Source organism: Psychrobacter cibarius (assembly GCA_030686115.1).
Lineage (GTDB): Bacteria > Pseudomonadota > Gammaproteobacteria > Pseudomonadales > Moraxellaceae > Psychrobacter > Psychrobacter cibarius_C.
The window spans coordinates 1,512,486-1,536,999 of the sequence record CP131612.1; the positions used below are offsets into that span (position 1 = coordinate 1,512,486).

General features: G+C 44.3%; 16 protein-coding genes. 7 read left to right on the forward strand and 9 right to left on the reverse strand.

Translation table 11 applies throughout. The features are described 5' to 3' along the window. Together Q6344_06375 and Q6344_06380 are read left to right on the forward strand one after the other, a co-directional pair. Positions 1 to 1,656 (forward strand): ATP-binding protein, encoded by a 1,656-nt coding sequence (locus Q6344_06375; protein WLG14955.1) that lies wholly within the window; start codon positions 1 to 3, stop codon positions 1,654 to 1,656. Between the two features lie 417 nt (positions 1,657 to 2,073). Then, entirely contained in the window at positions 2,074 to 7,317 is a 5,244-nt protein-coding gene (locus Q6344_06380) for a YadA-like family protein (protein WLG14956.1), read from the forward strand. 249 nt (positions 7,318 to 7,566) lie between these two features. Here the strand turns inward: Q6344_06380 and Q6344_06385 are convergent, their stop codons facing one another. Both Q6344_06385 and maiA read right to left on the reverse strand, forming a co-directional pair. Further along, positions 7,567 to 8,748, reverse strand: coding sequence for an acyl-CoA dehydrogenase family protein (locus Q6344_06385; GenBank protein ID WLG14957.1), 1,182 nt, complete (start codon positions 8,746 to 8,748; stop codon positions 7,567 to 7,569). A gap of 369 nt (positions 8,749 to 9,117) precedes the next feature. Continuing rightward, complete coding sequence (gene maiA, locus Q6344_06390; protein WLG15162.1) at positions 9,118 to 9,765, reverse strand: maleylacetoacetate isomerase; 648 nt, start codon at positions 9,763 to 9,765, stop codon at positions 9,118 to 9,120. Between the two features lie 142 nt (positions 9,766 to 9,907). On the opposite strand from maiA, the gene Q6344_06395 reads away from it, so the two are divergent. After that, on the forward strand, positions 9,908 to 10,795 hold the full coding sequence (locus Q6344_06395) for an IclR family transcriptional regulator (protein WLG14958.1): 888 nt from the start codon (positions 9,908 to 9,910) through the stop codon (positions 10,793 to 10,795). A gap of 86 nt (positions 10,796 to 10,881) precedes the next feature. Here the strand turns inward: Q6344_06395 and Q6344_06400 are convergent, their stop codons facing one another. The 5 genes from Q6344_06400 to Q6344_06420 form a co-directional block, all read right to left on the reverse strand. Then, on the reverse strand, positions 10,882 to 11,934 hold the full coding sequence (locus tag Q6344_06400) for a TRAP transporter substrate-binding protein (protein ID WLG14959.1): 1,053 nt from the start codon (positions 11,932 to 11,934) through the stop codon (positions 10,882 to 10,884). A 146-nt stretch (positions 11,935 to 12,080) separates the two neighbouring features. After that, positions 12,081 to 12,656 (reverse strand): VOC family protein, encoded by a 576-nt coding sequence (locus Q6344_06405; protein ID WLG14960.1) that lies wholly within the window; start codon positions 12,654 to 12,656, stop codon positions 12,081 to 12,083. A 113-nt stretch (positions 12,657 to 12,769) separates the two neighbouring features. Continuing rightward, positions 12,770 to 14,062, reverse strand: coding sequence for a fumarylacetoacetase (fahA, locus tag Q6344_06410; protein WLG15163.1), 1,293 nt, complete (start codon positions 14,060 to 14,062; stop codon positions 12,770 to 12,772). Positions 14,063 to 14,324: 262 nt separating this feature from the next. After that, on the reverse strand, positions 14,325 to 15,521 hold the full coding sequence (locus tag Q6344_06415; GenBank protein ID WLG14961.1) for an amino acid aminotransferase: 1,197 nt from the start codon (positions 15,519 to 15,521) through the stop codon (positions 14,325 to 14,327). A 165-nt stretch (positions 15,522 to 15,686) separates the two neighbouring features. After that, positions 15,687 to 16,616 carry a LysR family transcriptional regulator gene (locus tag Q6344_06420; GenBank protein ID WLG14962.1) on the reverse strand — a complete coding sequence of 310 codons (930 nt, stop codon included), beginning with the start codon at positions 16,614 to 16,616 and terminating at the stop codon, positions 15,687 to 15,689. Positions 16,617 to 16,761: 145 nt separating this feature from the next. Between Q6344_06420 and hppD the strand changes: the two genes are divergently transcribed. The 4 genes from hppD to Q6344_06440 all read left to right on the forward strand — a co-directional run bounded on the left by hppD (position 16,762) and on the right by Q6344_06440 (position 20,968). Beyond that, entirely contained in the window at positions 16,762 to 17,862 is a 1,101-nt protein-coding gene (hppD, locus tag Q6344_06425; protein WLG14963.1) for a 4-hydroxyphenylpyruvate dioxygenase, read from the forward strand. A gap of 200 nt (positions 17,863 to 18,062) precedes the next feature. After that, on the forward strand, positions 18,063 to 19,019 hold the full coding sequence (gene phhA / locus Q6344_06430; GenBank protein WLG14964.1) for a phenylalanine 4-monooxygenase: 957 nt from the start codon (positions 18,063 to 18,065) through the stop codon (positions 19,017 to 19,019). A 126-nt stretch (positions 19,020 to 19,145) separates the two neighbouring features. Continuing rightward, the gene (locus tag Q6344_06435) at positions 19,146 to 19,487 is read left to right on the forward strand and encodes a 4a-hydroxytetrahydrobiopterin dehydratase (GenBank protein WLG14965.1); all 342 of its coding nucleotides are present in this window, start codon (positions 19,146 to 19,148) and stop codon (positions 19,485 to 19,487) included. Between the two features lie 92 nt (positions 19,488 to 19,579). Further along, a complete protein-coding gene (locus Q6344_06440) occupies positions 19,580 to 20,968 on the forward strand; it encodes a Na+/H+ antiporter NhaC family protein (protein ID WLG14966.1) in 1,389 nt (462 codons plus the stop codon). A gap of 85 nt (positions 20,969 to 21,053) precedes the next feature. Here the strand turns inward: Q6344_06440 and nirD are convergent, their stop codons facing one another. Beyond that, a complete protein-coding gene (gene nirD, locus Q6344_06445; GenBank protein ID WLG14967.1) occupies positions 21,054 to 21,404 on the reverse strand; it encodes a nitrite reductase small subunit NirD in 351 nt (116 codons plus the stop codon). 149 nt (positions 21,405 to 21,553) lie between these two features. Beyond that, a complete protein-coding gene (nirB, locus tag Q6344_06450) occupies positions 21,554 to 24,154 on the reverse strand; it encodes a nitrite reductase large subunit NirB (GenBank protein WLG14968.1) in 2,601 nt (866 codons plus the stop codon). Positions 24,155 to 24,514 lie beyond the last annotated feature (360 nt).

Below are 24,514 nucleotides of genomic sequence, written 5' to 3' on the forward strand. Positions count from 1 at the left end.
ATGAACGCTTCCAAGAAAGCTATTAACCATAAAACGCTTAAGCAAACCCCAAAGTTTAAAGTGCGAATCACACTGTTTTGGCGTTTGTTTCTAAGTCTATTATTAACAATTATAATCACCTCTATTTTATCGATCATGGTGGAGCGTTGGCTGGTCGAAAAAGCACTAACGGCTCGCATGAACGTACAAACTGATAGTTTATTGATTAAGCGTCAAGAAATGGTTGAGGCATTAAGAGCGGGTGATTTAAGTACAGTTAAGCAGATGTATCGTCAGGACCGTCAACTCATGAATCAGATAAGTGTTTACGATGAAGAAGGGGCAATTATATTTCCGCGTTATCGCAATAGAGATGAGCGTAGGCAAAAAGGTATGCAGGGTAGTCGGCGTGAAGTAGGGCAACTATCAATGCAGCCATCAGTGCAATCAATGGCAGATCAGCCCAGTGTAGACAATAACAGGACTAACCGTCACGATGATAATAATAAAATGTCGAATAATAAGTCGTCATTCTTAAACCATATTCTGCAACCGATGATGCCAAATAGCGCTACGCTAGCTGATTTCGACACTCGCCCTGAGCTGGCTGATGTGACGGTCGTCTTACCAGATGAGCAGTCTGTCATTATACAGTTACGTCCGCATTTGCGTTTTGCTGATGTTATGGCGTTGCAACGTGGCAATTTTCCCATACGTTTGCTATTTATTCTCGTTTTTAGCGTCTTGGTTTGTATTTGGCTGAGCCGTACAATGACTCAGCGTATCCGCCGTGTACAAAATACCGTACACCGTCTGATTGATGGCGATTATCAGACCCACCCAGACCTATCAAAAATGGGAGATGATGAGCTTGGTTTACTCGCGAAAGATGTGGCTAAGCTATCAAAACGGTTGGCTGAGAGTGAGCTGGCACGCAAACAGATGCTCAGTGATATCTCGCACGAGCTACGATCGCCACTGGCACGTCTAGACGTTGCGACTGAGCTGACTCGCGACTTTGCACCGAATGCCAGTCGTTATCTCGACCGTATCGATAAAGAGTCGGCGCGGATGAATGAGTTGATTGAGCAAATCATTCATATTCAATCTCTACAAATGCAGCAATATACGATCGACAATATAGAAAACGAAGTGGTTGATATTTCTGACATTATTAGTGAAATTGGACAAGACGTTTGTTTTGAGTTTCAGCATAAAAACGTGCGCTGGCAATGGCAGCCGAGTCATGCATTGGTGGCAGACGTTTCATCTACCACTGATTCAACAACGCCTTGGACAGTGCTTGGCAATCAAGAACAGCTGCATAGTGCGCTTGAAAATGTCATTCGTAATGCTTTTATGCATACGGCCTCTGATTCAACAGTCATTGCTGACATTAAAAAAGTGGAGATGGAAGGCAATAAGCCTGCACTTCAAATCAGCATCACAGACGAGGGTGGTGGCATCGCGGATAAGGACTTGGAGCGTATTTTTCAGCCCTTTGTACGGCTTGACTCGGCTCGCCATCGTGAAACGGGGGGTTATGGTTTGGGGCTGGCAATCGTTCATGCCGTGGTAATGGCACACAAGGGTCAGATTCATGTCTATAATCGCCAAGATGATATCCAAGGGCTGGTGATGCAAATAACATTGCCTGTTAACTCTGAAGGGGACTAAGAGCAGCAGAAAGTGGCGAACACGCGCTGAAAACATCTCTAAAGTGTGTGTATAAGCGTGTGTTTTATTAAGTTCCAAAGCGGATTATTTCAAAAAAGTGGGAGCATTCAATATAAGCAAGGAGCAAAAAACATCTATATATTCATTTTTTGTTATATAATTGGATGAACGGTAATAAATGCCCGATGAGCGGCATTGTCTCTCTCTATATATTCGGTAATACTAATATATAGAGAGAGCGATTAGGGCTTTTCAAGATAAAAAGTGTTAGTTGTTGGTTAACAAGATAAATGATGAACAAAAAACATTTACTCATTGCCAGCCGATAACGTGTTTTATTTTGTGATATCGACTCTCTGCAAGATGGATATTATCTCTGATTTTTAAATCTGACCAGTCTGTAAGGGAGTGCACACTATGAACCGCATCTATAAAGTAATATGGAATGAAGCCTTGAGCTGTTTTACCGCAGTTGGTGAATATGCAAAGGGGCGCGGCAAATCTTCCAAATCTAGCGTGAGCGCAAACGCGACCATCAATACGACTTCTAATCTTTCTTCTACCCAATTTTTCCGACTATCCACGATCGCCATAGGGATGCTGGCGGCTGGATTTACAATGTCACCGCAAGCTTTTGCGCAAGTGAATGTCGGCGGTGGTACGGGATCTGGTACAGCAATTTCTTCTTGTAATACAAACAGTACTGAAGCGAATGCTGAAGGCAGCTATTCGGTTGCCATTGGCTGTGAAGCGGACGCTGGGCAAAACTTCAATCTGGTCGATAGAGGCAATCCGTCATTTACTTGGACGGGTGGTTCACAAAACAATTCTGGTAGTACCGCCATTGGCACTGGGACAGAAGCCGGTGACGTCGCTACTGCTCTAGGCACTCAAGCAAAAGCTATTGGTCGGTCATCTGTGGCAATTGGGGCGGCAGCGTATTCTAATGGAAATACCTCGTTAGCGCTTGGACGTCAATCGGCAGCGACTGCTGACTTTGCTCAGGCTATTGGTAATGTCTCCTCAGCAACGGGTCAAGGCTCTCTTGCTGTTGGTCATTCAGCACTTGCCTCAGGCAAACGTGGTATCGCGATTGGTTCAACTGATTTTGAAAATGCAGGTACAGTGGCTGATCAAGCAAATGTAGGTTATAGAGCGAATGGACAGACTCAAGCAGTTGGCAGTGATACGATTGCCTTTGGTAGTAATGCAAAAGCGACTGCTGATAACAGTCTTGCTTTTGGTGTCGGCTCTCGATCTAACGCAGTAAATGGCATCGCATTAGGTTCAAACTCTATTGCAAATCGTGCTGGTGGTGCCAGTGGTTTTGTGCCAGTAGGAGCAGATAGTTCAGTCATCCAAGCAACGGATAGCGTTACACTTGGCGCGGTCTCTGTAGGAACAGGAGCAGCGGGTGGCAACCGTCAGATTGTAAACGTCGCAGCAGGTAGCAGTGACAGTGATGCTGTCAATGTGGCTCAGCTAACGGGGCTGTCGAATACTGTCGCTAATAATAAAACCAAGTATTATAGCGTGGACTCAGCTGCTATCGGTAATGCTAATAACGACGGAGCGACAGGTTATAACGCCATGGCGCTGGGCGGAAATGCAAAAGCCACAGGCAGCCAAACCATTGCGATTGGCAGCTCAGAATTTGGGCAACAGACGATGGCAAGTGGTGAGCAATCGATTGCTATCGGTGCTAACGTCGTGTCTAGAGGGGCATCGTCTATCGCAATAGGCGGTGATGACCTAAATTTTGCATCGAAAACTAATATCGATGGTAGTCCGCTGTCACCACTAAATAATGGCACAGTTAACGATGTTTTCAAATCCTACGTAGGTAAAGATTTGGTAGAAAACAATCAGTACGATGTTAATACCGAAGCTGGAGGTGCTGCGTCGATAGCCATTGGTGCAAAATCGCTGTCTAAAGGTGATCTGTCTACAGCCGTTGGTGTTCATTCCAATACCTCGGGAACTGCTTCTTCAGCGTTCGGTGTTGGTGCGTCAGCTAGCAAAGATGGTTCAGTCTCTTTAGGTGCAGGCTCTACAACAGCAACAAGTGCAAGCTCTGAAAAGACAATGACAGTTGGTGGCGTGGTATATGATATCGCCGGTAATGTCATTGATGATAAGGGCATGCTACGAGAGGGTGCGCAAGTATCCGTGGGCGTAGTAGGATCTGAGCGTCAGATCAAAAACGTCGCTGGTGGAGCTGTCACTGCGGCTAGTACGGATGCAGTGAATGGTAGTCAATTATATGCGACCAATGAAGCGGTCGGAAATAATACCACGACTATTAACAAAGGCTTTGCATTAAAAGCCGCTGATGGTAATACAGTACAGAAACCATTGGGACAAGCCGTTGAAGTGGTTGGTTCTAACAGCAACATCGATACCCGAGTAAAAAATGGCAAAATCGAAGTTGAGCTTAATGACAACTTAAACCTAGGTACTACAGGCAGCGTTAGCACAGGTAACTTATTAAACGGTACAACGGTCAATGGTCTAGGTATTGTCACTGGCGGCGTACTTACTGGCGTCACTACCGTTAGTGGTGCAGGTGTTACAGTAACGGGTGGAAGCATATTTAACCCTACCAATGCCACGTTAACCAGCAATGGTCTGACCATTTTAAATGGTCCAAGCATCACCAAAAGCGGGGTCAATGCGGGTAATAAGAAGGTCGTCAATGTTTCTAATGGTACGGTCAGTCTAAATAGCAAAGACGCCATCAATGGTGGTCAGTTATTTAATACCAACCAACAAGTCACGACCAATACTAGCAACATCTCAACCAATACCACCAATATTGGTACCAACACTGACAATATTGCTAAAGGCATCAAGTTTAACGTGAATGATGCAAGTAGCGGCGGCACTCTTAAAAAAACCTTCGCCTTAGGTGAAGAAATTAAGTTTGATACGGATAGCAATTTAACCACCACTGGCTTATCAATGGGTGATGGAATTGCTCTCGGTCTGTCTCCAACTTTAACAGGCCTCACTAGTGCAGATTTTGGTGGTGTTAGTATCTCTACTACTGGTATCAATGCCAACGACACCCAGATCAAGGGAGTAAAAAGCGGTGGTAATACAGTAACCAATGCAGCAAACATCGGTGATGTACAGATGGCAGCCGCAGGAGCGAGAACCAAAGTAGTTAAAGGTACGAATGTTGCCAGTGTTGACTTTTCAACCGATAGCGATACTGGACAGGATGTCTATACTGTCAATGCCAATGGCGCCAGTGTTTCTACTGCAGATGCTAATGCACTAACAGTTAGCACTAGTGTCAAAGATCCTGATACCAATATCACCGACTATCAAGTTGATCTAAGCGAAGGTAGTAAGGCAAGCTTGGCAAAAGCTGATAGTGCGATGCAAACGGTAGTGACACAAATCAACGGTAATGATGTCAAGACTTTGGATAAAGACAATAATACAGCCAACTTTATCACTGGTGACAATATTGTCTTGACCGCTGATAATGGCGGTATCAAAGTTGCTACTGCTGCCGACTTAGTCTCAACCAGCTTGACCACAGGAACTACAGTCGTCAACGCTGATGGTGTCACATTTATGGGTGGGACTAATCAAACGGTCAGACTCAGTAATAGTGGGCTAGACAATGGTGGCAATCAAATTACCAATGTCGCTAACGGTACAATAGCCAGCGATGCCGTAAACTTTGGTCAACTACAAGCCACGACCACGACCATCGATAAAGGTTTTGATTTCGATGGTGATACAGGTACTACCGTTAATCGTCAGCTTGGTGACAAGCTGACAGTCAAAGGTGGCGCGACCGTGGAAAGTGACTTGTCAAATGGCAACAACATTGGCGTCGTTGCTGACGGTACCAGCACATTGACCGTGAAACTTGCGAAAGATTTAACTGGTCTTAACAGCGCAAACTTTGGTAGCGGTGTCAGCATCTCAGCCAATGGTCTGAACAATGGTGGCAATAAAATTACTAACGTTGCAGAAGCGACCACAGGTAAGGATGCGGTAAACTTCGACCAATTGTCAGCAACCAATAGTCTCGTGGCTAAAGGCATCAAAATCGGTGATGGCAATAGTGCCAACGATCAGCAGTTTGCTTTAGGTGATACCATCAACGTCACTGGTGATAGCAACATTACGACGACAGCCTCGGCAACGGGTGTTCAGGTGAAACTGAATAACCAGTTAAATTTAGGCAATGAGGGTAGCATGCAGATTGGTAATAGCATTATGAATAGTAATGGCTTTACCTTTACCGATAATGGTCCCGGTAGAACGGTTAGACTGAGCAGTAGCGGTCTTGACAATGGTTTTAACAGAATCACCAATGTAGCTGCTGGTATTGCAGATACAGATGCGGCGACTGTCGGACAGTTGAACGCCACGACGTTTGCCCTTGATCAAGGTTGGGGACTAACGGCTCAGGGTGATGTTGCCACTATGATCAAACAAGGCAGCGCCATCGATTTGAACAGTACAGATGGTAATATTAAAGTGTCTAGATCAGCGGACAATAATGTTAGCCCTGACCTACGTGCTGCTGCACCATTGGCGGGCGTCAATGACATTAGCTTCGATTTAAATCCAGACCTGAATTTAGATAGCGTAACGACGGGTGATACCATTATGAATAATAATGGGCTGACTATTACAGGTGGACCTAGTGTCACCAAAGCGGGTATCAATGCTGCTGACACTAAGATTACAAACGTTGTGAACGGCGATGTCTCTGAAGGTAGCAAAGATGCTATCAATGGTGGTCAGCTCTATGCACAAGGTAGTGGCATCAGTAGTATCATTGGCGGTGAGACAGTCTACAATCCTGTAGATGGCACCTTTACCAATAGTAATATTGGTGGTACTGGTCAAAATAGTATCGATGGTGCGATTGCTTCTATTAAGCAAGGAGAAGTCGTTATCAATGAAAACATCCAAGCCAACACTACCAATATCCAAACCAATACCACGAATATTGCCACGAATAAAACAAACATCAACACCAATACGACCAATATCAAAGTGAACAAGGATAAAATAGATGCGGGTCTCAATTTTGGTGCTGATAGCGGTGCTACCATCAACAAACCAGTAGGCGATGGCAGTGTCCTCACCTTCACAGGTGGTAATAACATCACCACAACAGCAGCAGGCAGTAGTATTAAGTTTGATCTAAACGGTGATATTAATATCGATAGCGTCAAAACTGGCAATACGACAATTAATAATAATGGCGTCAGCATTGTCGGTGGTCCTAGTATGACTGCAAGCGGTATCAACGCCGCTGGCAACAAGATCACTGATGTGGCTGATGGCATGGCACCCAGAGACGCTGTGAATATGGGTCAATTGGATGCTGTTAGTCAAAGACTTGGCAACAACATGAATGAGCTAGGTTATAAGATTGGTGAAGTCGAAGACGATGCAAATGCTGGTATTTCAGCCGCCATGGCAATGTCTTCACTACCGCAAGCTTACATCGCTGGTAAATCCTTAATCGGTGGCGGTATAGGAACGTACAATGGGGAAAGTGCAGTTGCTATTGGCTTCTCGAAGTTATCCAATGATGGTCGTTGGGTCATGAAGGTAAACGGCACCGCTGATACCCAAGGTAATGCTGGCGGCTCGATTGGTGCAGGCTTCCATTTTGATTAAAGCAATCAAGCCTACTATCAAGTAAAGTGATTTGTTAGTTATAAAAATTAGTCATAAAAAAGCAAGGCATCAGATGTCTTGCTTTTTTGCGACATGAGCATGAAGACGTTTTCAGCGTGATGATTGGGTGATTACTAAATAGTAATCACTATATGATTTTTACCAATGATTTGTTTTTCTTTGGCTCAATAGCCAAGCGATAAAAAGCCCTCATTATATGAAGGCCTATTTATTTTTATAAAAGCAATTCTATACTCTGAACATGGCTGCATTTGGGGTCAATCCGACATAAGCCATGCCAGCTTGCTCCATCCAATGTGGCTGCACGATACCATGTTGTAAAATAGCATGAATGTCTCGATGCGCTCTTTCTATTCTATGTTTTTTATATAGTGAGACCGTACCAGCGACCGCATAAATTTCCGATACCATGGCTCTGGCTTCTCTCGCTGCCTCACAGGCTGCTGCCCACACATCAGCCAGCTGTATATCGGTAAAGGCATTCTGTTGCTGTGCTTCGTTCCATAATACCTCGACACTATTGTGTAATTGTGCGCGCCTAGACGCTAATAGTGTTTTGCTTTTAGCGATAGTCGCTTGTACTGCTGCACGATCACGCAAATCTGGGCTTTTACCGGGCGTTACTTTCTCAAGGCAAATTTGGATTAACTCATCTGTCGCTGCTTTTAAGACACCCAGCGCCATCGCTGCACAGCCAGCGGCATTAATACAGCCGATTGGTAGGCGGCTATACGCATTATCGATGGTGACAGGGCTATCAAAATCGACCGCATAACGCTCCTGCACAAACGCGTCTTTGATGACGATGTCGTGACTGCCTGTACCATTTAGTCCACCAACATGCCAAGTATCAATCACTTCCACATCTTTTTTTGGAATAAAGAACAGCTTTAAATTTGCACCCGGTCCAAGGGTCGTAGGCGAGCCTTCGGATATTACCAAGCAGCGCAGCACAAACCAGTCTGCCAACTCACAACCTGATACTAATGTCCATTGACCTGAGATCATATATCCTTCAGCGGTTTGTTTAGCAATCCCTTCAGGGCGTGCAGAGTTGGCATAGACATGAGAGGGGTCACTGTATATCTCCTGCATACTAGGCTTGTCTAAAAATCGTCCAAATGTGCAAGCCAAATGGTTGTTCCAAACGATCCAAGCAACTGAGGCTTCAGCACTGGCTAGCGTCTCATAAACTTTTAATGTTTCTAAAGGGTTGCCTTGCCATCCTCCCAACGATTTTGGCAGTCCCATCCTAAATAGCGACAACTCTGACAGCTTTTTGACCACTATCGGTGCAATTTTTCTACAGGTTTCTGTTTCTTCTCTAGCCGATAGGGCTAAATCATAAATATCTTGAGCGGCCTGGGATGGTAGAGCGTCTTTGTTATTTGATAAAGGTGTATAACTCATAATATCCAACCTTATTTTAATGAATAAAACAGTATGTTTATCTAAAATTAATTCTAAATTTGAGATATAACAACGCCTATACCAAGAATAGCCAACAGTTGACTGCTATACAACCAATAATTTGCATATATGAAATATTATATTGAGATGAAAAGTAGAAGTGATGATTCGATGAAATATTAAATACTATGTTTGGCTTAAGAGTATCAATGCTTTGCCTGTTTTCAGGCAGTCATTCGCTTTGATTGCTTTGTCTGAGCCCTGAGCCCAGCAATTATAAGGGCGTTTTGTTATTAAATTCTCTAATCATTTAATTTTCTAGTCATTTAATAGCAAAACACCCTTACTGAAAGCACTCTGTTTGATTGTTTATTGAGACTTGGGCGCATCAGGCTGCATGCTAGGATCAGCGTCAGCAAAGGCTTTGAGCGTACGGCAATGCGTGTCAATTTCGACGATATTGGGATAAGCACTTAAATCCACGTTAAAACGTCGCGCCGAAGAGACCTGAGGAATCAAATAGCAATCTGCAAAAGTAGGGCTGTCACCGTAGCAAAATTTTCCACGGCTTTTGTCTTTTGCTAGTATTTTTTCTAACGCCGCAAAGCCCTCACTCATCCAACGGTTGCACCACGCCATGACTTTTTCTTCGTCTACCGCCAGCTCATTGCGTAGATATTGTAAGATACGGCGGTTATTAATCGGATGAATATCACAACCAATCATAGCGCTAATGGCACGTACTTGCATACGTCCAGCCGCGTCTTTAGGCAATAGCGGATTTTCAGAATGAACCTCTTCTAACCATTCTAAGATGGCTGGGCTTTGATATAGTAATAAATCATCGGTCTGTAAAACAGGCACCAATCCTTGTGGGTTGAGTGATTTAAACGCATCTGCTAACTGCTCATCTTTTGCTAAATTGACCGAAATATAGTCATAGTCTAAGCCTTTGAGATTCATCGCTATGCGAGTACGATACGAGGTGCTGCTGCGAAAGTAGCCATAAAGTGTCATCATTGTGAATTCCTTTTATTATGGTAGGTTGTGAATGAGATAAGCGGTTATAATTAGTGATACCAAAGGTATCTTATACAATTAAAAAACTCTTATGACGTTACTTCTTCATTTCAGTCTTTCATGAATATATTAGATTAATATGCCAAGTAAATTACCCATTGAGCAAAACATGCCAGCAGCTGAAAGCCCTTTAGAAAATCCCGTGACAACCAATAAAAGTCAAAGTGGCGTCCAGTCATTGGAGATTGGATTGTCGGTGTTAGACGTTCTTATTGATCATAACGAGCCGATGATGCTAAAAGATATTGCGCAAGTGATGCAAATGCATCCAGCAAAGTGTCACCGCTATTTGGTCAGTCTCATTCGTAAAAACTATGCACGTAAGCTTGATGATGGTCGCTACGGGCTAGGCGATAGGGTTAACACATTGGCAGCATTGGGGCGCTCTGGATTTAGTCAAAACAATATTTTAGAGCGGCTTACGCACATCGCTAATGAAATCAAAGACACCCTGAATTGCGGTGTGCAGATTGCCAAATGGTTTAGCGAAGGTCCTATTATTATTCAGTCCGTTGAACCAGATAGCCCGATTAGTATTATCACTCGTATCGGTTCACGTATGCCGCTGACGACATCGGCGACGGGGCAATTATTTGCCAGTTATCAGCCAGATGCCGTCATTCAGCCATTGGTCACAGCTGAATGGCAGACAGACAATGAAGCAATAATCACAGAAAAATGGCAGAATTTCAGTCACTTGCAAGCCAAGATTCGTACCCAAGGCTATGCGACAGTGACGGGTGATATGCTCATGGGGATTAATGCCATTACGATTCCTGTCATAGTGCCGCCGTTTGTTAATAGCGCTGTTAATATATCTACTGTTAGTGGCAAAACTGCTAGCAAAGGACTACCACTAGAATACGCCATCACTATCATCGGAACGACAGAGCAATTGCCCATGAGTGAGCAACACAACGTGGTTGAGCAAATACTAGCAATCGCGCAGCGTTATCAAATTGCGTAGCTGGTATTTTTACTATATAAGTTTTAATCATATAAAGTGACCGGCTATCGCGTAAAGGTTGAATATCATTTAATGATATTCAACCTTTAGACCATGCAGGCGCTACTTGCTGCTTTTGCTTTTTCGTATACATTATTAGCATCTAGACCAGTGGCATTCACTTCGTCAAGGTAATGCTGCGAGCCTTCCATTAATGGACCCTTCCAGTCTGGGTCATTGAGTGGGTTAGGAATATCGATCATGATATCGCCTTTTTCTTTAGCGGCAGCCATTGCTTTGGCATTACTGACGTCAAATACTTTGGAGACACGTGCTGCCATCTCCGCCCCTGAATTGTCATCAATTACTTTCTTGAGATCATCGGGCAAATTGTCGTATTTCTCTTTATTCATACTGATAACAAAAGTAGAGTTATAAAAAGGAATGTTGGTGTGCGTATTGATTAACTCATCAAGACGAAATGCTTGAATGGGCTGCCAAGTAAAACTAAGTCCGTCAATGACACCGCGTTGAAGGGAAGTATAAGTATCACTGGCAGGCATGCCAACGGGCGCAGCGCCCGTCGCTTCGATAATGTGACTGGCAACCGCAGAAGGTTGGCGAATACGCAAACCTTTCATATCAGCTGGCGTGCGAATAGGCTTATCTACGGTATGCAGCGCACCTTGTCCAGTGCCTATCAGCGCTAGCAGGTGAGTATCTTCGTACTCATTTTTAATGACACCATCATCATACAGTTTATGAAGTATGCAGCTCTGCTGCGGTGCAGTATTTGTGATACCTGGCAGCTCTACAATCTGCGTTAAAGGAAATCGCCCTGCTGTATATCCTTGCGCTTGCATACCAATATCAACAATACCTTTCGCGGTAGCATCATAGGTAGCACCCGGTTTGCTAAGAGTAGCAGAAGGGTAGATCTCAATCTTTAAGCGGCCTTTTGATTCTTCTTCAATTTTCTTTGCCCATGGCTGCAATGCTTCGGTGTTTATGTTGTCATTGGCAGTCATAAAGTGTGAGAATCTTAGAGTAGTCACATCGCCTGTATCTACATCAGCGTTTACTGCTGGGTTGTTATTAGAGCAACCAGTCATTGCGATCGAGGTCGCTAAGAGTATTCCTAAAGGGGTTTTTATTTTCATCATTGAATCCTTTCATGATGGTTAGATATTGTTCGCTACCTAGGGCGTATCATCAATTAGTATATTGATACATTTAGTGGTCTTAAAATGATGGTACGCCCTAATTAGTCATATAAAAAGAGATAGCAAACAGAATAGCAGGTCAATTACTCACCGACAGGCGCGACTTCTCTTGCTTCAGCCAGTTCTTCTGCATGTAAAAACTGGGTATGAGCTGGTGCGCGTTTGGTACGTGACCATTCTTCTAACATCTCATACTTCATGGCTTCAGTAATCATCGAGACTTTTTCTTCTGAGGTAATATCATCGTAGGTGAGTTCCATACGATGGCCATTAGGATCAAAGAAATAGATAGAATGGAAAATACCATGATTGGTCACGCCGACTACATCAATACCATTTTCTTCTAAATGCTTTTTTGCTGCTATTAAGGCATCACGGTCTTTTACCTTCATGGCTAAGTGTTGCACCCAATTTGGGGTATTCGGATCAAAACCCATTTCAGGCTGATTGGGCACTTCAAAAAACGCCAATACGTTGCCATTACCGGCATCTAAAAACACATGCATATAAGGATCAAAGGCTTTGGTCGAAGGCACGTGGTCTTCAGCGAATGCAAGGATGAAATCCATGTTTAGGTATTTTTGATACCATTCAACGGTTTCTTTGGCGTCTTTGCAGCGATAGGCCACATGATGGATTTTTTCAATTTTAAAGCTCATATCAAACTCCTTTTGATAGGGAATGCAGTGAGTAATAGGCTGCCAGTACCGATTGACTATAGGTCGATGGTTGCTTGGCAGCTCAAAACAACTGTGCTCACATTTTTTCTAGACTATTTGTCAAAATCAAAGCTAAGCGCGGGCAGTACTTTGCCGCGTACTTCACCAAACCCGACACGAATGCCGTCTTTTTCGCTATAGCCTTTCATGATTACTGTGTCACCATCTTCAATAAAACTGCGGGTCTCGCCGCCTTTTAAAGTGACAGGTTTGGTCGCATTCCAAGCAATCTCTAACATTGAGCCATAAGAATCTGGCGTTGGTCCTGAAATCGTCCCTGAGCCCATCATATCGCCAACTTCCACTTTACAGCCAGTGATGGTGTGGTGGGTTAGCTGCTGCGACATTGACCAATACATATGCTTGAAGTTGGTCTCACAAACCACAGTGGCGCTATCTGAGTTTTCAGGCAATAACTCAACTGATAGATGGATGTCATAGCTATTATTGCTGTCTTTTTCGTTTAGATATGCCAATGGTTTTGGCTCTTGAATCGGGCATGCTGTTTTAAAAGGTGCCAACGCATCCATAGTCACAATCCAAGGTGAGACTTCAGAAGCAAAGGTTTTGGCATTAAATGGCCCTAAAGGCACGTATTCCCATTTTTGAATGTCACGGGCTGACCAGTCGTTGAGTAAAACCATGCCAAAAATATGCTCAAAGGCACTGTCTACTGCAATTGGTTGACCAATGCTATTACCTTTACCAACTACAAAAGCAGTCTCAAGCTCAAAATCTAAACGCTTGCAGGCTGAGAAAATAGGGCGGTCGTCAGCGTTTGGCTTTAATTGACCAGAGGGGCGTATCACATCAGTGCCACTGACGATGACGGTGCTGGCGCGTCCGTTATAGCCGACTGGCATTTCAGTCCAGTTAGGTAGTAGCGCGTTGTTTGGATCACGGAACATAGTGCCGACGTTGGTCGCATGTTCTTTAGACGAATAGAAATCGGTAAAACCTGGGACGTGAACAGGCAGATGCATGGTGACGTCTGCTTGATTAAATAGCGCTTTTTTCTGCAAGTCTTGATTATCACGCAAGGCATCGCTAGCACTAGATAGTAGGGTTTGGATGGTTGAGCGTGCCTGCGTCCAATTGTCTCGACCAGAATCAATAAAAGCATTGAGCGTTGGTTGATCAAAATATGGACCGCCCTCTAAGCTCAGTAAACCTTCTGCTTCGAGCACAGCCAAATCCAATACGTACTTACCGATAGCCACACCAGCGCGGCGCTTGTTATTACCAGCAGCGTCTTTGGCATTACTAAAAATACCGTAAGGTAGGTTGTGAATGGAGAAGTCAGAATCAGCGGCGATATCGATAAAGGATGTGAGGGTGTTGTCAATCTTTGACATAGGGTGCTCCTTGCTAAAGCATATAATGAATTACGTTATAATTAACTACTTACGCATAATGTAATTTATCAAAGTGGAGATTGCAAGGGTTTTTGTGCAGTGTTTTCTTAAAAGAGATGTGATACTAGGGACATTGATGTTCTTTGGTAAAATAAATAGGAAAAACGCAGGACATAAAAAAAGGCTGAGCACTCGCTCAACCTTTTTATGAATCGCTATTACTGACTATCGCACCGTTTTAATGCGTGCTCACTCAGTCTTTTAAGACGTCTGCCATGGCATTGGCAACATAGTCGATGTTGCTGGTGTTCAGTCCAGCCACACACATACGTGAGTTGGAAACCATGTAAATGCCAAACTCGCTTTGTAAGCGTTCGACTTGCTCAGGCGTCAGACCAGTAAAGCTAAACATGCCGTTTTGACGAGTAATATAGTCAAAGTTGCGGTTCGGGATTTTGGCTTCTAATACTGATTTTAGCTGTAAACGCATGGCTTTGATACGGTCACGCATCGCATAAACTTCGCCAACCCATTGCTTATGTAGTGCTTCGTCGTTCATAACGATATCGACCACACGACCACCATGTGATGGCGGGCTTGAGTAAATACGGCGTACGGTAGCATTTAGCTGACCGAAGACGCGCTCTGTCTCGTCAACCGTTGGACAAACAACTGATAGACCGCCGACACGCTCACCATATAGCGATAAGTTTTTAGAGAATGAGTTGCTGACAAACAATGGCAAGCCCATATCGACAGCTTTACGAATCGCATAAGCATCGCTGTCCATGTCTTCGCCAAAGCCTTGGTAGGCAATGTCCATAAATGGAATCAATTCGCGCGCTTGAATGACGTTCAGCACGGTATCCCATTGCTCACGGGTCAAATCTAGACCTGTTGGATTGTGGCAACAAGGATGCAGCAAGATCACATCATTTTTGTTCAACGTCTCAAAAAACGCAATCATTTCATCGAACTTGATGCTGCTGTTGGCTTTGTCGTAGTACGGGTATTTACCCACTTCGACATCAGAGCCTTCAAAAATAGCAATGTGGTTGCCCCATGTTGGATCACTCACATAGCATTTAGATTGTGGGAACCATTCATGGATGAACTCAGCGCCGACTTTTAACGCGCCAGAACCGCCAATCGTAGCGATAGTGGCGACCAAACCATCTTTTAAAATCTGTGCGTCTTTACCGAACAGTAATTCCTGACAGCCTTTACGATGTCCTGGTAAGCCTGCCATCGGCAGATATGGACGCGGCGCAATAGGATCGGCAATGCGTTCTTCGGCTATTTTTACACAGTCAAGTACAGGCAATACACCATTTTCATCATAATAAATACCAATGCCTAAATTGACCTTTTTAGGATTGTTATCTGCTGTATATTTTTCCATCAGCCCTAAGATTGGATCACCAGCGTAATAGTCGATACGTTCAAACATGTTGTTTCCTTATGAAATATAAATCAAGCCGCCAAAAATCATAGAGCAAATTGACGGTTAACTCAATATGAGATTCAATTATCTTGCATAATTAATAAAATAGTTGATTGAAACCATTGTGTTTCAAAGCTTTTTAAGCATCAACCATGCCTGTGTCAGGGATACTTAAGTATGCTGTAAGTCATTAAAATGACTGGAAAAATAGCTCTGCAAGAAGTCTTTGAAAGCAATGGTAGCAGGCGATAACGCACGAGAAGAACGCTGATAGATAAAAAACTGCCGCATTTTAACGGGTTGTGCCAGCGGCCTCATTTGCAAGCCATTGGCGCTAACCCAGTCGATGACTTCGGGCATATAGGGCAAACATAAGGTAATGCCGAAGCCTTGACGGGTCATCTCAAGGGCGGTGGACATAAAATTGACCTTGTAACGCGCCTGTTGAATATGACTGGCGATACGGTCGTCCAACTCGGCTGTCACTTGTTCAATGAAAGGGCCTTGCAGCGTGATGAGCGGAATGTCTAATAAATCCTGCCACGTTATTTCATATTTTTGTGCCAGCGCATGGTTGTCAGGCATCACCACACAAAATGGTAGCTGATATAACAAATCAGCATTGATGTCGTCCTCAGCCTCCATAAATCCAAGCTCAGTACCGACACCCAAATCTACTTCAATGTCCTGAATATGTCTGAGTAAGTTTTCTGCCGAACAATCTAATAACGACACGCCAATCTCGGGGTGTTGTTTGGAGAATTGGGCGATGACCGCTGGCATCGAAGAGGCGGCAAACTGCGAAACAGCAAGCCGGACTTGACCTTGCGCCAAGCTTGTTAGGCTGCTTGCCTCATTTTCAAAAAGCTGCATCTCATTCAAGATACGCCGTGCTTGCGGCAATAAATGCCGTCCTACTACCGACAACGACAACTGGCGGGTAGTACGGTCGAACAGCACAATACCGAGGCTGGACTCTAGCTCCTTAATCAAGCCGCTAACGGCAGATTGGGTCAAATGCATCTGATCGCTGGCACGAGTAAAGCTGCCATTGTCAGCGACTTGGATAAAAGCGGTTAATTGGCGAATGCTGATATTCATAAGTAAACCTGATAAATAAATCATAAAAAACAATTAGTCTTATAAATAAACCTAATCTAATATAAATACATCGTCAATAAGAATTATTGATTGAAGACATTTTTTATTGCATTTTTACCACCAATTGAAATTAAGGATGATTACAATGGCAGATTTATTTGACAACCCAATGAGCCTAAATGGGTTTGATTTTGTTGAATTCGCCTCACCTCAACCGGATGCGGTCGACGCATTGTTCAAACAGCTTGGCTTTGCCCATATCGCAAACCATCGCTCAAAAGATGTGGCGCTATACCGTCAAGGTGATATCAATCTCATTCTAAATCGTGAACCAAAAAGCGCAGCCAGCTATTTCGTTGAAGAGCATGGTGCTGGTGCTTGTAGCATGGGTTTTCGTGTGCAGAATTCCAAAAAAGCTTATGAGCGTGCCATCGAAATGGGCGCGCAGCCAGTAGACGTACCAACTGGTGTGATGGAGCTGCGCCTGCCTGCTATCAAGGGTATCGGTGGCTCACTGATTTATCTCATCGATCGTTATAAAGATGGTGAGTCTATTTATGACGTCGATTTCGAGTTTTTTGCTGATGTAGACCGTCGTCCTGTCGGGCATGGTTTTAAAGTTATCGACCATTTAACCCATAACGTTTACCGTGGTCGTATGGCTTATTGGGCAAACTTTTATGAGCGCATCTTTAATTTCCGCGAAATCCGCTTTTTTGACATCAAAGGTGAATATACGGGTTTGACCAGTAAAGCCATGACAGCGCCTGATGGCAAAATCCGTATTCCATTGAACGAAGAGTCAAAGCAGGGCGGCGGTCAAATTGAAGAATACTTGATGCATTTCAACGGTGAAGGTATTCAGCATATTGCTTTAGCCAGCAATGATTTGTTTGCCAGCATCGATAAATTAAAAGCAGCGGGTATCCCGCTCATGACTGCTCCAACCGCGACTTACTATGAAATGCTGAGTGAGCGTCTACCAAATCATGGCGAAAATGTCTCTGAGCTACAGATGCGCGGTATCTTGTTAGATGGCACCACTGAAGGCGGCACACCGCGTCTGCTGCTACAAATTTTCTCTGAAACTATCTTAGGTAGCCCTGTTTTCTTCGAGTTTATCCAGCGTAAAGGTGATTACGAAGATGGCTTTGGCGAAGGTAATTTCAAAGCCCTATTTGAATCCATCGAGCGCGATCAAGTCCGTCGTGGCACGGTTGGTCAGCCAGAAACTGAAACACCGTAAGCGCCTCTACATTTAGGGAAAAATCCATAAAATAACCGGGCAGGGCAAAAGGAGTTTGTCTTGTCCCTAATAATCACTGCGCTCTGTAATGCCATGTGTTCAATGCGATGACTGGGCTATGGTTCAGTCATGATTGCGAACGAATAGCAAAAACTCAGAGCGCTATTCAGAGTGCCAATGGCAATAAAAGGAATACAGGCATGGAACGCCTACCACATACGAATTCTGTTAATAAAGCTATCGGTGCCAACAGCGTTGCTTGCAAAACGCTAGGCACTGATGCTGCCAGTCACGATGATTCTGCTCATAAAAAGCAGGATTCTATGCCTAAAAAACAACCTTACGTGTCGCATCAGCCAGATAGCCATGGTCATATTCACTATAGTGATGATGAAAATGGTATGTGGCAGGCATTGCTTGAGCGTCAAGCCGAGCAAATACCCAATCGCGCCTGCCCAGCCTATCTAGACGGTTTAAAAAAACTGAATTTGCCCGCTATGCGTATTCCGCAATTGCATGATATCGATGCAGTATTGCAAGCCACGACTGGTTGGCAAACTGCCGCTGTCCCTGCATTAATCAGTTTTGGTAAGTTTTTTAAATTGCTTGCCAATAAATCCTTTCCAGTGGCAACTTTTATCCGTCGATTTGATGATATGGACTATATCGAAGAGCCTGATATTTTTCATGAAATCGTTGGACATTGTCCGCTTTTGACCCATCCTGCCTTTGCGACGTTCAATGAAACTTATGGCAAGCTGGGTCTTAATGCCACTAAAGAAGAACGGTGGTTTTTGGCACGGCTCTATTGGTTTACCATCGAGTTTGGTTTGGTGGGACAAAATCAGAGCAGTCGCCGAATCTATGGCGGTGGCATTTTAAGCTCACCGTCTGAGACGGTTTATGCACTCAATGCTGGTTCTGAGCAGCAAGCAGAACCTCAGCATCAACCGCAAAATCAACCAGAGCACCGAGCGTTTGACTTGCTTGATGTGTTACGTACCCCTTATCGTATCGATCATATCCAGCCGATTTATTATGTCATTGATGATTTGGATACATTATTTGATATCGTCAATAGCGATATCATGGGAATGGTCAAACAAGCCATGTCGCTAGGATTGTTCGAGCCTAGTTATGCGGTGAAAAACGCCTAACGTATGGTTGAGAAACACGGCATCATTTGAATGATGTAGCCGTAAATGACAGCGTCAACATGGACGTAACTGTATTAAACATAACAGTATTAAAAAAATGAATAGTTAACATAAAAGGACATTATAATGACGACATTATCACAAGCCAGCTGTGAGGCCTGCCGCATTGGCGCGCCAACGGTCAGCGACATCGAAACACAAGAGCTATTACAGCAAATTCCAGATTGGTCATTGATCGAGGTTGATGGCATCAAGCAATTACAACGTCAATATAAATTCAAAAACTTCGTCAAGGCGATGGAGTTTGCCAACCAATTAGCAGACATCGCCGAAGCAGAAGGGCATCATCCTGGCATATTGGTAGAGTGGGGTAAAGCCACCGTAACGTGGTGGTCACACAGCATTAAAGGTCTGCATCGCAATGATTTTGTCATGGCAGCTAAGACCGATAGTCTGCTGGATCAATAATGAGGGTAGCAATCGCTATTGCAACTCATTAAACTTGTCCGACTCAAAGCCAACCCTAACGCCAGATTTGACTGGCAAGCTAAGGATGTGTGATGCCTCCAAAAATATTAACCCAAATTTCACCTCAACTGGCATTTATGATTTCTGCCATTGTCATCGCTATTATGGGCGTTACCATGATAGGTTTTGGCTGGGTACCGCATTTATCATTGATACTCGCTATTTGTGTCTTGCTGGGCATTGGTCTGTTTAAAGGCTTGACCTTTGATGACATGCAAGCGCAAATGGCATCGGGTGTCATGCGTGGTATCGGTGCGATCTATCTATTCTTCTTTATTGGTTTGATGGTCGCCGCTTTAATGATGTCTGGTGCTATTCCAACGCTGATGTATTTTGGTTTTCAGTTGATTTCACCAGAGTATTATTACATTTCAGCCTTTGTATTGACCTCCATTATTGGTATTGCCTTGGGCAGTAGTTTGACCACCGCGGCGACATTGGGCGTGGCTTTTATTGGTATGAGTAATGCCTTTGATGCCAACGTGGCGATTGCGGCTGGTGCTGTGGTCTCAGGGGCGTTTTTCGGTGATAAAATGTCGCCGTTATCAGACACCTGTACCATTGCTTCATCGGTGGTGGGTATTGATTTGTTTGAGCATATTCGCAATATGATGTATACCACGGTACCAGCGTGGATACTCACGGTCATTATTTTTTGGTTTTTCTCTGGGCAGACCGCAGGCTCTGACTTGAGTCAAGTAACCATATTGCAAGGTCAGTTGATTGAAAGTGGCTTGGTACATGGTTATGCGGTATTGCCATTTGTGGTACTGGTTGGGTTGGCGGTTTTTCGTGTCAATGCCATCTATACGATTATCTGTACCATTGTGGCAGCATTGATTATTACTTATTTGCACAGCTCGCCGAGTTTTGGACAATTAGGCGGCTATTTATTTGCAGGCTATGCACCAGCTGAATCGTTAGAGCTGGGTGAAGTCGGTGGTATGCTATCGCGCGGCGGTGTGCAGAGTATGTTCTTCACTCAAGCGATTGTGATATTGGCACTCAGTCTGGGTGGCTTGCTCACAGCATTGGGTATTTTGCCAGCACTGTTATCAGGGATTAAAGACACATTAACCACATCAGGGCGCGCCATATTTGCCGCTGCCATGTCTGCTCTGAGTATTAACGTGCTTATTGGCGAGCAGTATTTGAGTATTTTATTATCTGGTACTGCCTTTCGTCCGACGTTTGAGCGTTTGAATTTACATCCTAAGAATCTGTCTCGTACCATTGAAGATGCAGGTACGGTCATCAATCCTCTAGTGCCTTGGAGTGTGTGCGGCGTGTTTATCAGCCAAGCATTAGGCGTGCCCGTGCTTGATTATCTGCCTTATGCGTTCTTCTGTTATTTATCGCTGTTACTAACGATATTGTTTGGTTTTACGGGAATTACCATCAGCCGACTCAAGAGTCAGTGACCCGAAAAACTTTTGTCTCTAAACTCTGCATTAAAATGCTAGGGCTTGTGCCTTCTAAGACAACACAACAAGCCCTAGTTTTTATTTATACCCTTGCAATCATGACATTGTTGTCATTTAAGACAACCTGATAGGCATCCAGCATCACGCTCTCATCATCTAAACACTGGCCAGTAGCAAGATTAAAGCGTTGCTTATAGATGGGTGAAGCCACATAAAGCACTTCTTCTGCTGTCCCTGTGTCATCTGTAACTGTGGTACCACCAATTAAACCTCGAGATAGCACATTGGCCTGACTGAATGGATCGTAATTATCAAGAGCAAATAAATCGTTCTGTCTGGTACGAAAAATAGCAATTTGTTTGCCATCTACCAGTGCGCACACACCAGTGTCAGGAATGATATCGTCAAGTGCACAAATAGTATGTTGGTTCATGGGGTGTTATCCTTAGTGATGATAATATTGCTCTGTATGAGTGATAAATCGTGAGCGACAAGTTGTGAGTTGCAAAGCGTGAGTCGAGAAACTCATCGAAAAAACAGCACCTTGCTTGTTGTAATAACTAACAAGGCACTCATCATTGGCTAAGCCAAGTCAACCAGATTAATGGTTGCTTTTTCCGCATCAGTCGCTGGGCGAATCTGTTCACGGTCGGTCACGAATACGACATTCTCATCGCCTTGCTCACTGTTTACAAAATGACGAAAACGTTTGAGTTTTTCGGTGTCGTTAATCGTCGCCGCCCACTCACACACGTAATTGTCGACCAATAATTGCATTTGTGCTTCCAGCTCATCTGCTATGCCTAAACTGTCTTCGATAATGACAGCTTTCAAATAATCCAGCCCACCATCTAAGCTTTCACGCCACTTTGAGGTGCGTTGTAGCTTGTCCGCTGTTTTGATATAGAACATAATGATGCGGTCGATATATTTAACCATGGTTTCGGTATCCAGATCAGTGGCGAACAGCTCGCCATGACGTGGAGTGATACCACCATTACCGCAGACAAATAAATTCCAGCCATTTTCAGTCGCAATCATGCCAAAGTCTTTACTTTGCGCCTCAGCACATTCGCGCATACAGCCTGACACACCCATCTTGATTTTGTGCGGTGAGCGTACACCTTTATAACGATCTTCTAATCTTAAGGCGAGGCCAATGCTGTCATCGACTCCGTAACGGCACCAGTTATTGCCAATACAAGATTTCACGGTACGTAAAGATTTACCATAGGCATGGCCAGTCTCAAAGCCTGCTTGCACCAGTTGCGTCCAAATATCAGGCAATTGCTCCATTCGCGCGCCAAACAGATCGACCCGCATCCCACCAGTGATTTTGGTGTACAAATTAAACTGCTTCGCTACTTGACCCAGTACGATGAGCTTGTCTGCAGTAATTTCACCGCCCGGCACACGAGGTACGACGGAATAAGTGCCGTCTTTTTGGATGTTACCTAAGTAGTAATCGTTACTGTCTTGTAGTGGTGTCAGTTCGGTTTTGAGTACGTAGTCATTCCAGCACGATGCCAAAATAGAGGCGACCGTTGGTTTACATATCTCACAACCATGACCACTACCATGTTCAGTCAGTAACTCATCAAAGGTTTTGATACCGTGCACGCGAATCAGACTATATAAATCTTGACGAGAGTAAGCAAAGTGCTCACACAAGTCATTGTTTACTTCAAAGCCCATGGCGGTAAGTTGATAGCTGACCGTATCTTTGACCATAGGTGCACAGCCACCACAGCCACTACCAGCACTGGTCATGGTTTTTACATCGCTGACGGAGTATGCGCCGTTCTCAACTGCCGAGCAGATAGCGCTTTTGGTCACGTTATAACAAGAGCAAATCGTGGCGGTATCTGGCAGGTTGTCGATGCCCATCACGGGTTTTTCGACATTGGGTAGTATCAGACTTTCGGGATGTGCGGGTAGGTCAATGTCATTTAAATACAGTTGCAGTAAGTTGTTATAGTCTTCGGTGTCGCCTACCAATACGGCACCAAGCAAGCGCTTATTATCTGGCGTAGTAACCAGTTTTTTATAGATGCCCTCCGCAGGGTTTTGATACAGATAGCTTAAGCTACCGTCACTCGTACCATGTGCATCGCCAATACTGCCTACATCCACACCCATCAGTTTTAACTTGGTGCTCATGTCGGCACCCGTAAATATCTGTTTGCTATCACCAGCAATTTGCGCGGCACAGATACTGGCCATATTGTAGCCGGGAGCCACTAGGCCAAATACTTTGTTGTCCCATACTGCGCACTCTCCAACGGCATAAACATGATCAGCATTGGTACGACATTGCTCATTGATCAAGATACCACCGCGCCCGCCCATTTCGATACCGCACTCGGGGTTGTTTTTAATGAGACCGTCTTGCGGTCTAATACCGGCGCTAAACACAATCATATCGGTCGTTAGAGAAGTGCCATCTGTAAACTGCATGGTTAAATGTTGATCATCACTGCTGGTGTCATCAGGGTTGGGCGCAGTGTTAGACAGAATCTCTTTGGTGTTTTTCCCCGTCAGCACTTTGACACCCAGTGCTTCTATTTTTCGCTTTAAAATCTCACCGCCAGCGGCATCAAGCTGAACGCCCATCAATTGCGGTGCGAACTCGACCACATAGGTGTCAAGGCCTAGCGTCACGAGCGCTTTGGCTGCTTCAAGCCCCAGTAAGCCACCACCAACCACCACGCCTTTTTTGACAGTGGGCAGCTCAGCAATCGCTAAAATCTCATCTAAATCTGTAATGGTACGGTAAACATGGCAATGCGGATGCTCGCGGCCCGGAATGGGCGGCACAAAAGGATATGAGCCAGTCGCCAGTACCAACTCAGAGTACTCAATAACCTCACCTGCCTCGGTGGTAATACGCTGACTGGTCGAATCGATATCTACAATGCACTGATTCAAATGTAAGTTAACTTTTGATAACTCATAAGCCGTTAAATCTACTAGGTTCAGCTTACTGGCATCTTTATGTTCAAAGTAGCTCGACAAATAAACACGGTCATAAGCAGGGCGGTCTTCTTCAGCAAACACATGAATGTCAAATTGCTGGTGTAGTCCTTGCTCAATTGCTCGTTCAATAAAGTGATGACCGACCATACCATTGCCAATCACCACCAAATTGCCTTTACTTTCTGTGCTCAATGCAGTGTTACTCATGCGTCTGTCCTTAGTAATGGGGCTGGTTGGGCACAGTCATCGTTTATTTTTTATCACGCTATAAACAGCTCCGTCCCTCAACAACAGCTGATAAACAGCATTTAATACCTACTATTACAGAGCATTCAATAATCATGCCATGGCACTTTGATTAGCTGGGTTTTTGCGCGTTGCTATTAGACATAAAGGTATGTCGTATCGGGAGCAGTCGCTTATGTACAAAGGTTTTTACGTGAGCAGGATTAGTGCCACTATTTGCCAAAAACTAGGGTGAGCACGATTATTAACGATAGTGATAGCAAAAATTAATGCACCAAAATAGATACTGCAGTGCCCCACGTTGGATGTTATTGCTGTTTA

Excerpts from the sequence above, each read along its gene's own strand:
- Q6344_06395 (WLG14958.1), top strand. The coding sequence starts at position 9,908 with ATGCCAAGTAAATTACCCATTGAGCAAAACATGCCAGCAGCTGAAAGC.
- nirD (WLG14967.1), bottom strand. The coding sequence starts at position 21,404 with ATGAACCAACATACTATTTGTGCACTTGACGATATCATTCCTGACACT.
- maiA (WLG15162.1), bottom strand. The coding sequence starts at position 9,765 with ATGACACTTTATGGCTACTTTCGCAGCAGCACCTCGTATCGTACTCGC.
- nirB (WLG14968.1), bottom strand. The coding sequence starts at position 24,154 with ATGAGTAACACTGCATTGAGCACAGAAAGTAAAGGCAATTTGGTGGTG.
- Q6344_06435 (WLG14965.1), top strand. The coding sequence starts at position 19,146 with ATGACGACATTATCACAAGCCAGCTGTGAGGCCTGCCGCATTGGCGCG.
- Q6344_06420 (WLG14962.1), bottom strand. The coding sequence starts at position 16,616 with ATGAATATCAGCATTCGCCAATTAACCGCTTTTATCCAAGTCGCTGAC.
- Q6344_06405 (WLG14960.1), bottom strand. The coding sequence starts at position 12,656 with ATGAGCTTTAAAATTGAAAAAATCCATCATGTGGCCTATCGCTGCAAA.
- Q6344_06375 (WLG14955.1), top strand. The coding sequence starts at position 1 with ATGAACGCTTCCAAGAAAGCTATTAACCATAAAACGCTTAAGCAAACC.
- Q6344_06440 (WLG14966.1), top strand. The coding sequence starts at position 19,580 with ATGCCTCCAAAAATATTAACCCAAATTTCACCTCAACTGGCATTTATG.
- hppD (WLG14963.1), top strand. The coding sequence starts at position 16,762 with ATGGCAGATTTATTTGACAACCCAATGAGCCTAAATGGGTTTGATTTT.
- Q6344_06415 (WLG14961.1), bottom strand. The coding sequence starts at position 15,521 with ATGTTTGAACGTATCGACTATTACGCTGGTGATCCAATCTTAGGGCTG.
- phhA (WLG14964.1), top strand. The coding sequence starts at position 18,063 with ATGGAACGCCTACCACATACGAATTCTGTTAATAAAGCTATCGGTGCC.
- Q6344_06385 (WLG14957.1), bottom strand. The coding sequence starts at position 8,748 with ATGAGTTATACACCTTTATCAAATAACAAAGACGCTCTACCATCCCAG.
- Q6344_06400 (WLG14959.1), bottom strand. The coding sequence starts at position 11,934 with ATGAAAATAAAAACCCCTTTAGGAATACTCTTAGCGACCTCGATCGCA.
- Q6344_06380 (WLG14956.1), top strand. The coding sequence starts at position 2,074 with ATGAACCGCATCTATAAAGTAATATGGAATGAAGCCTTGAGCTGTTTT.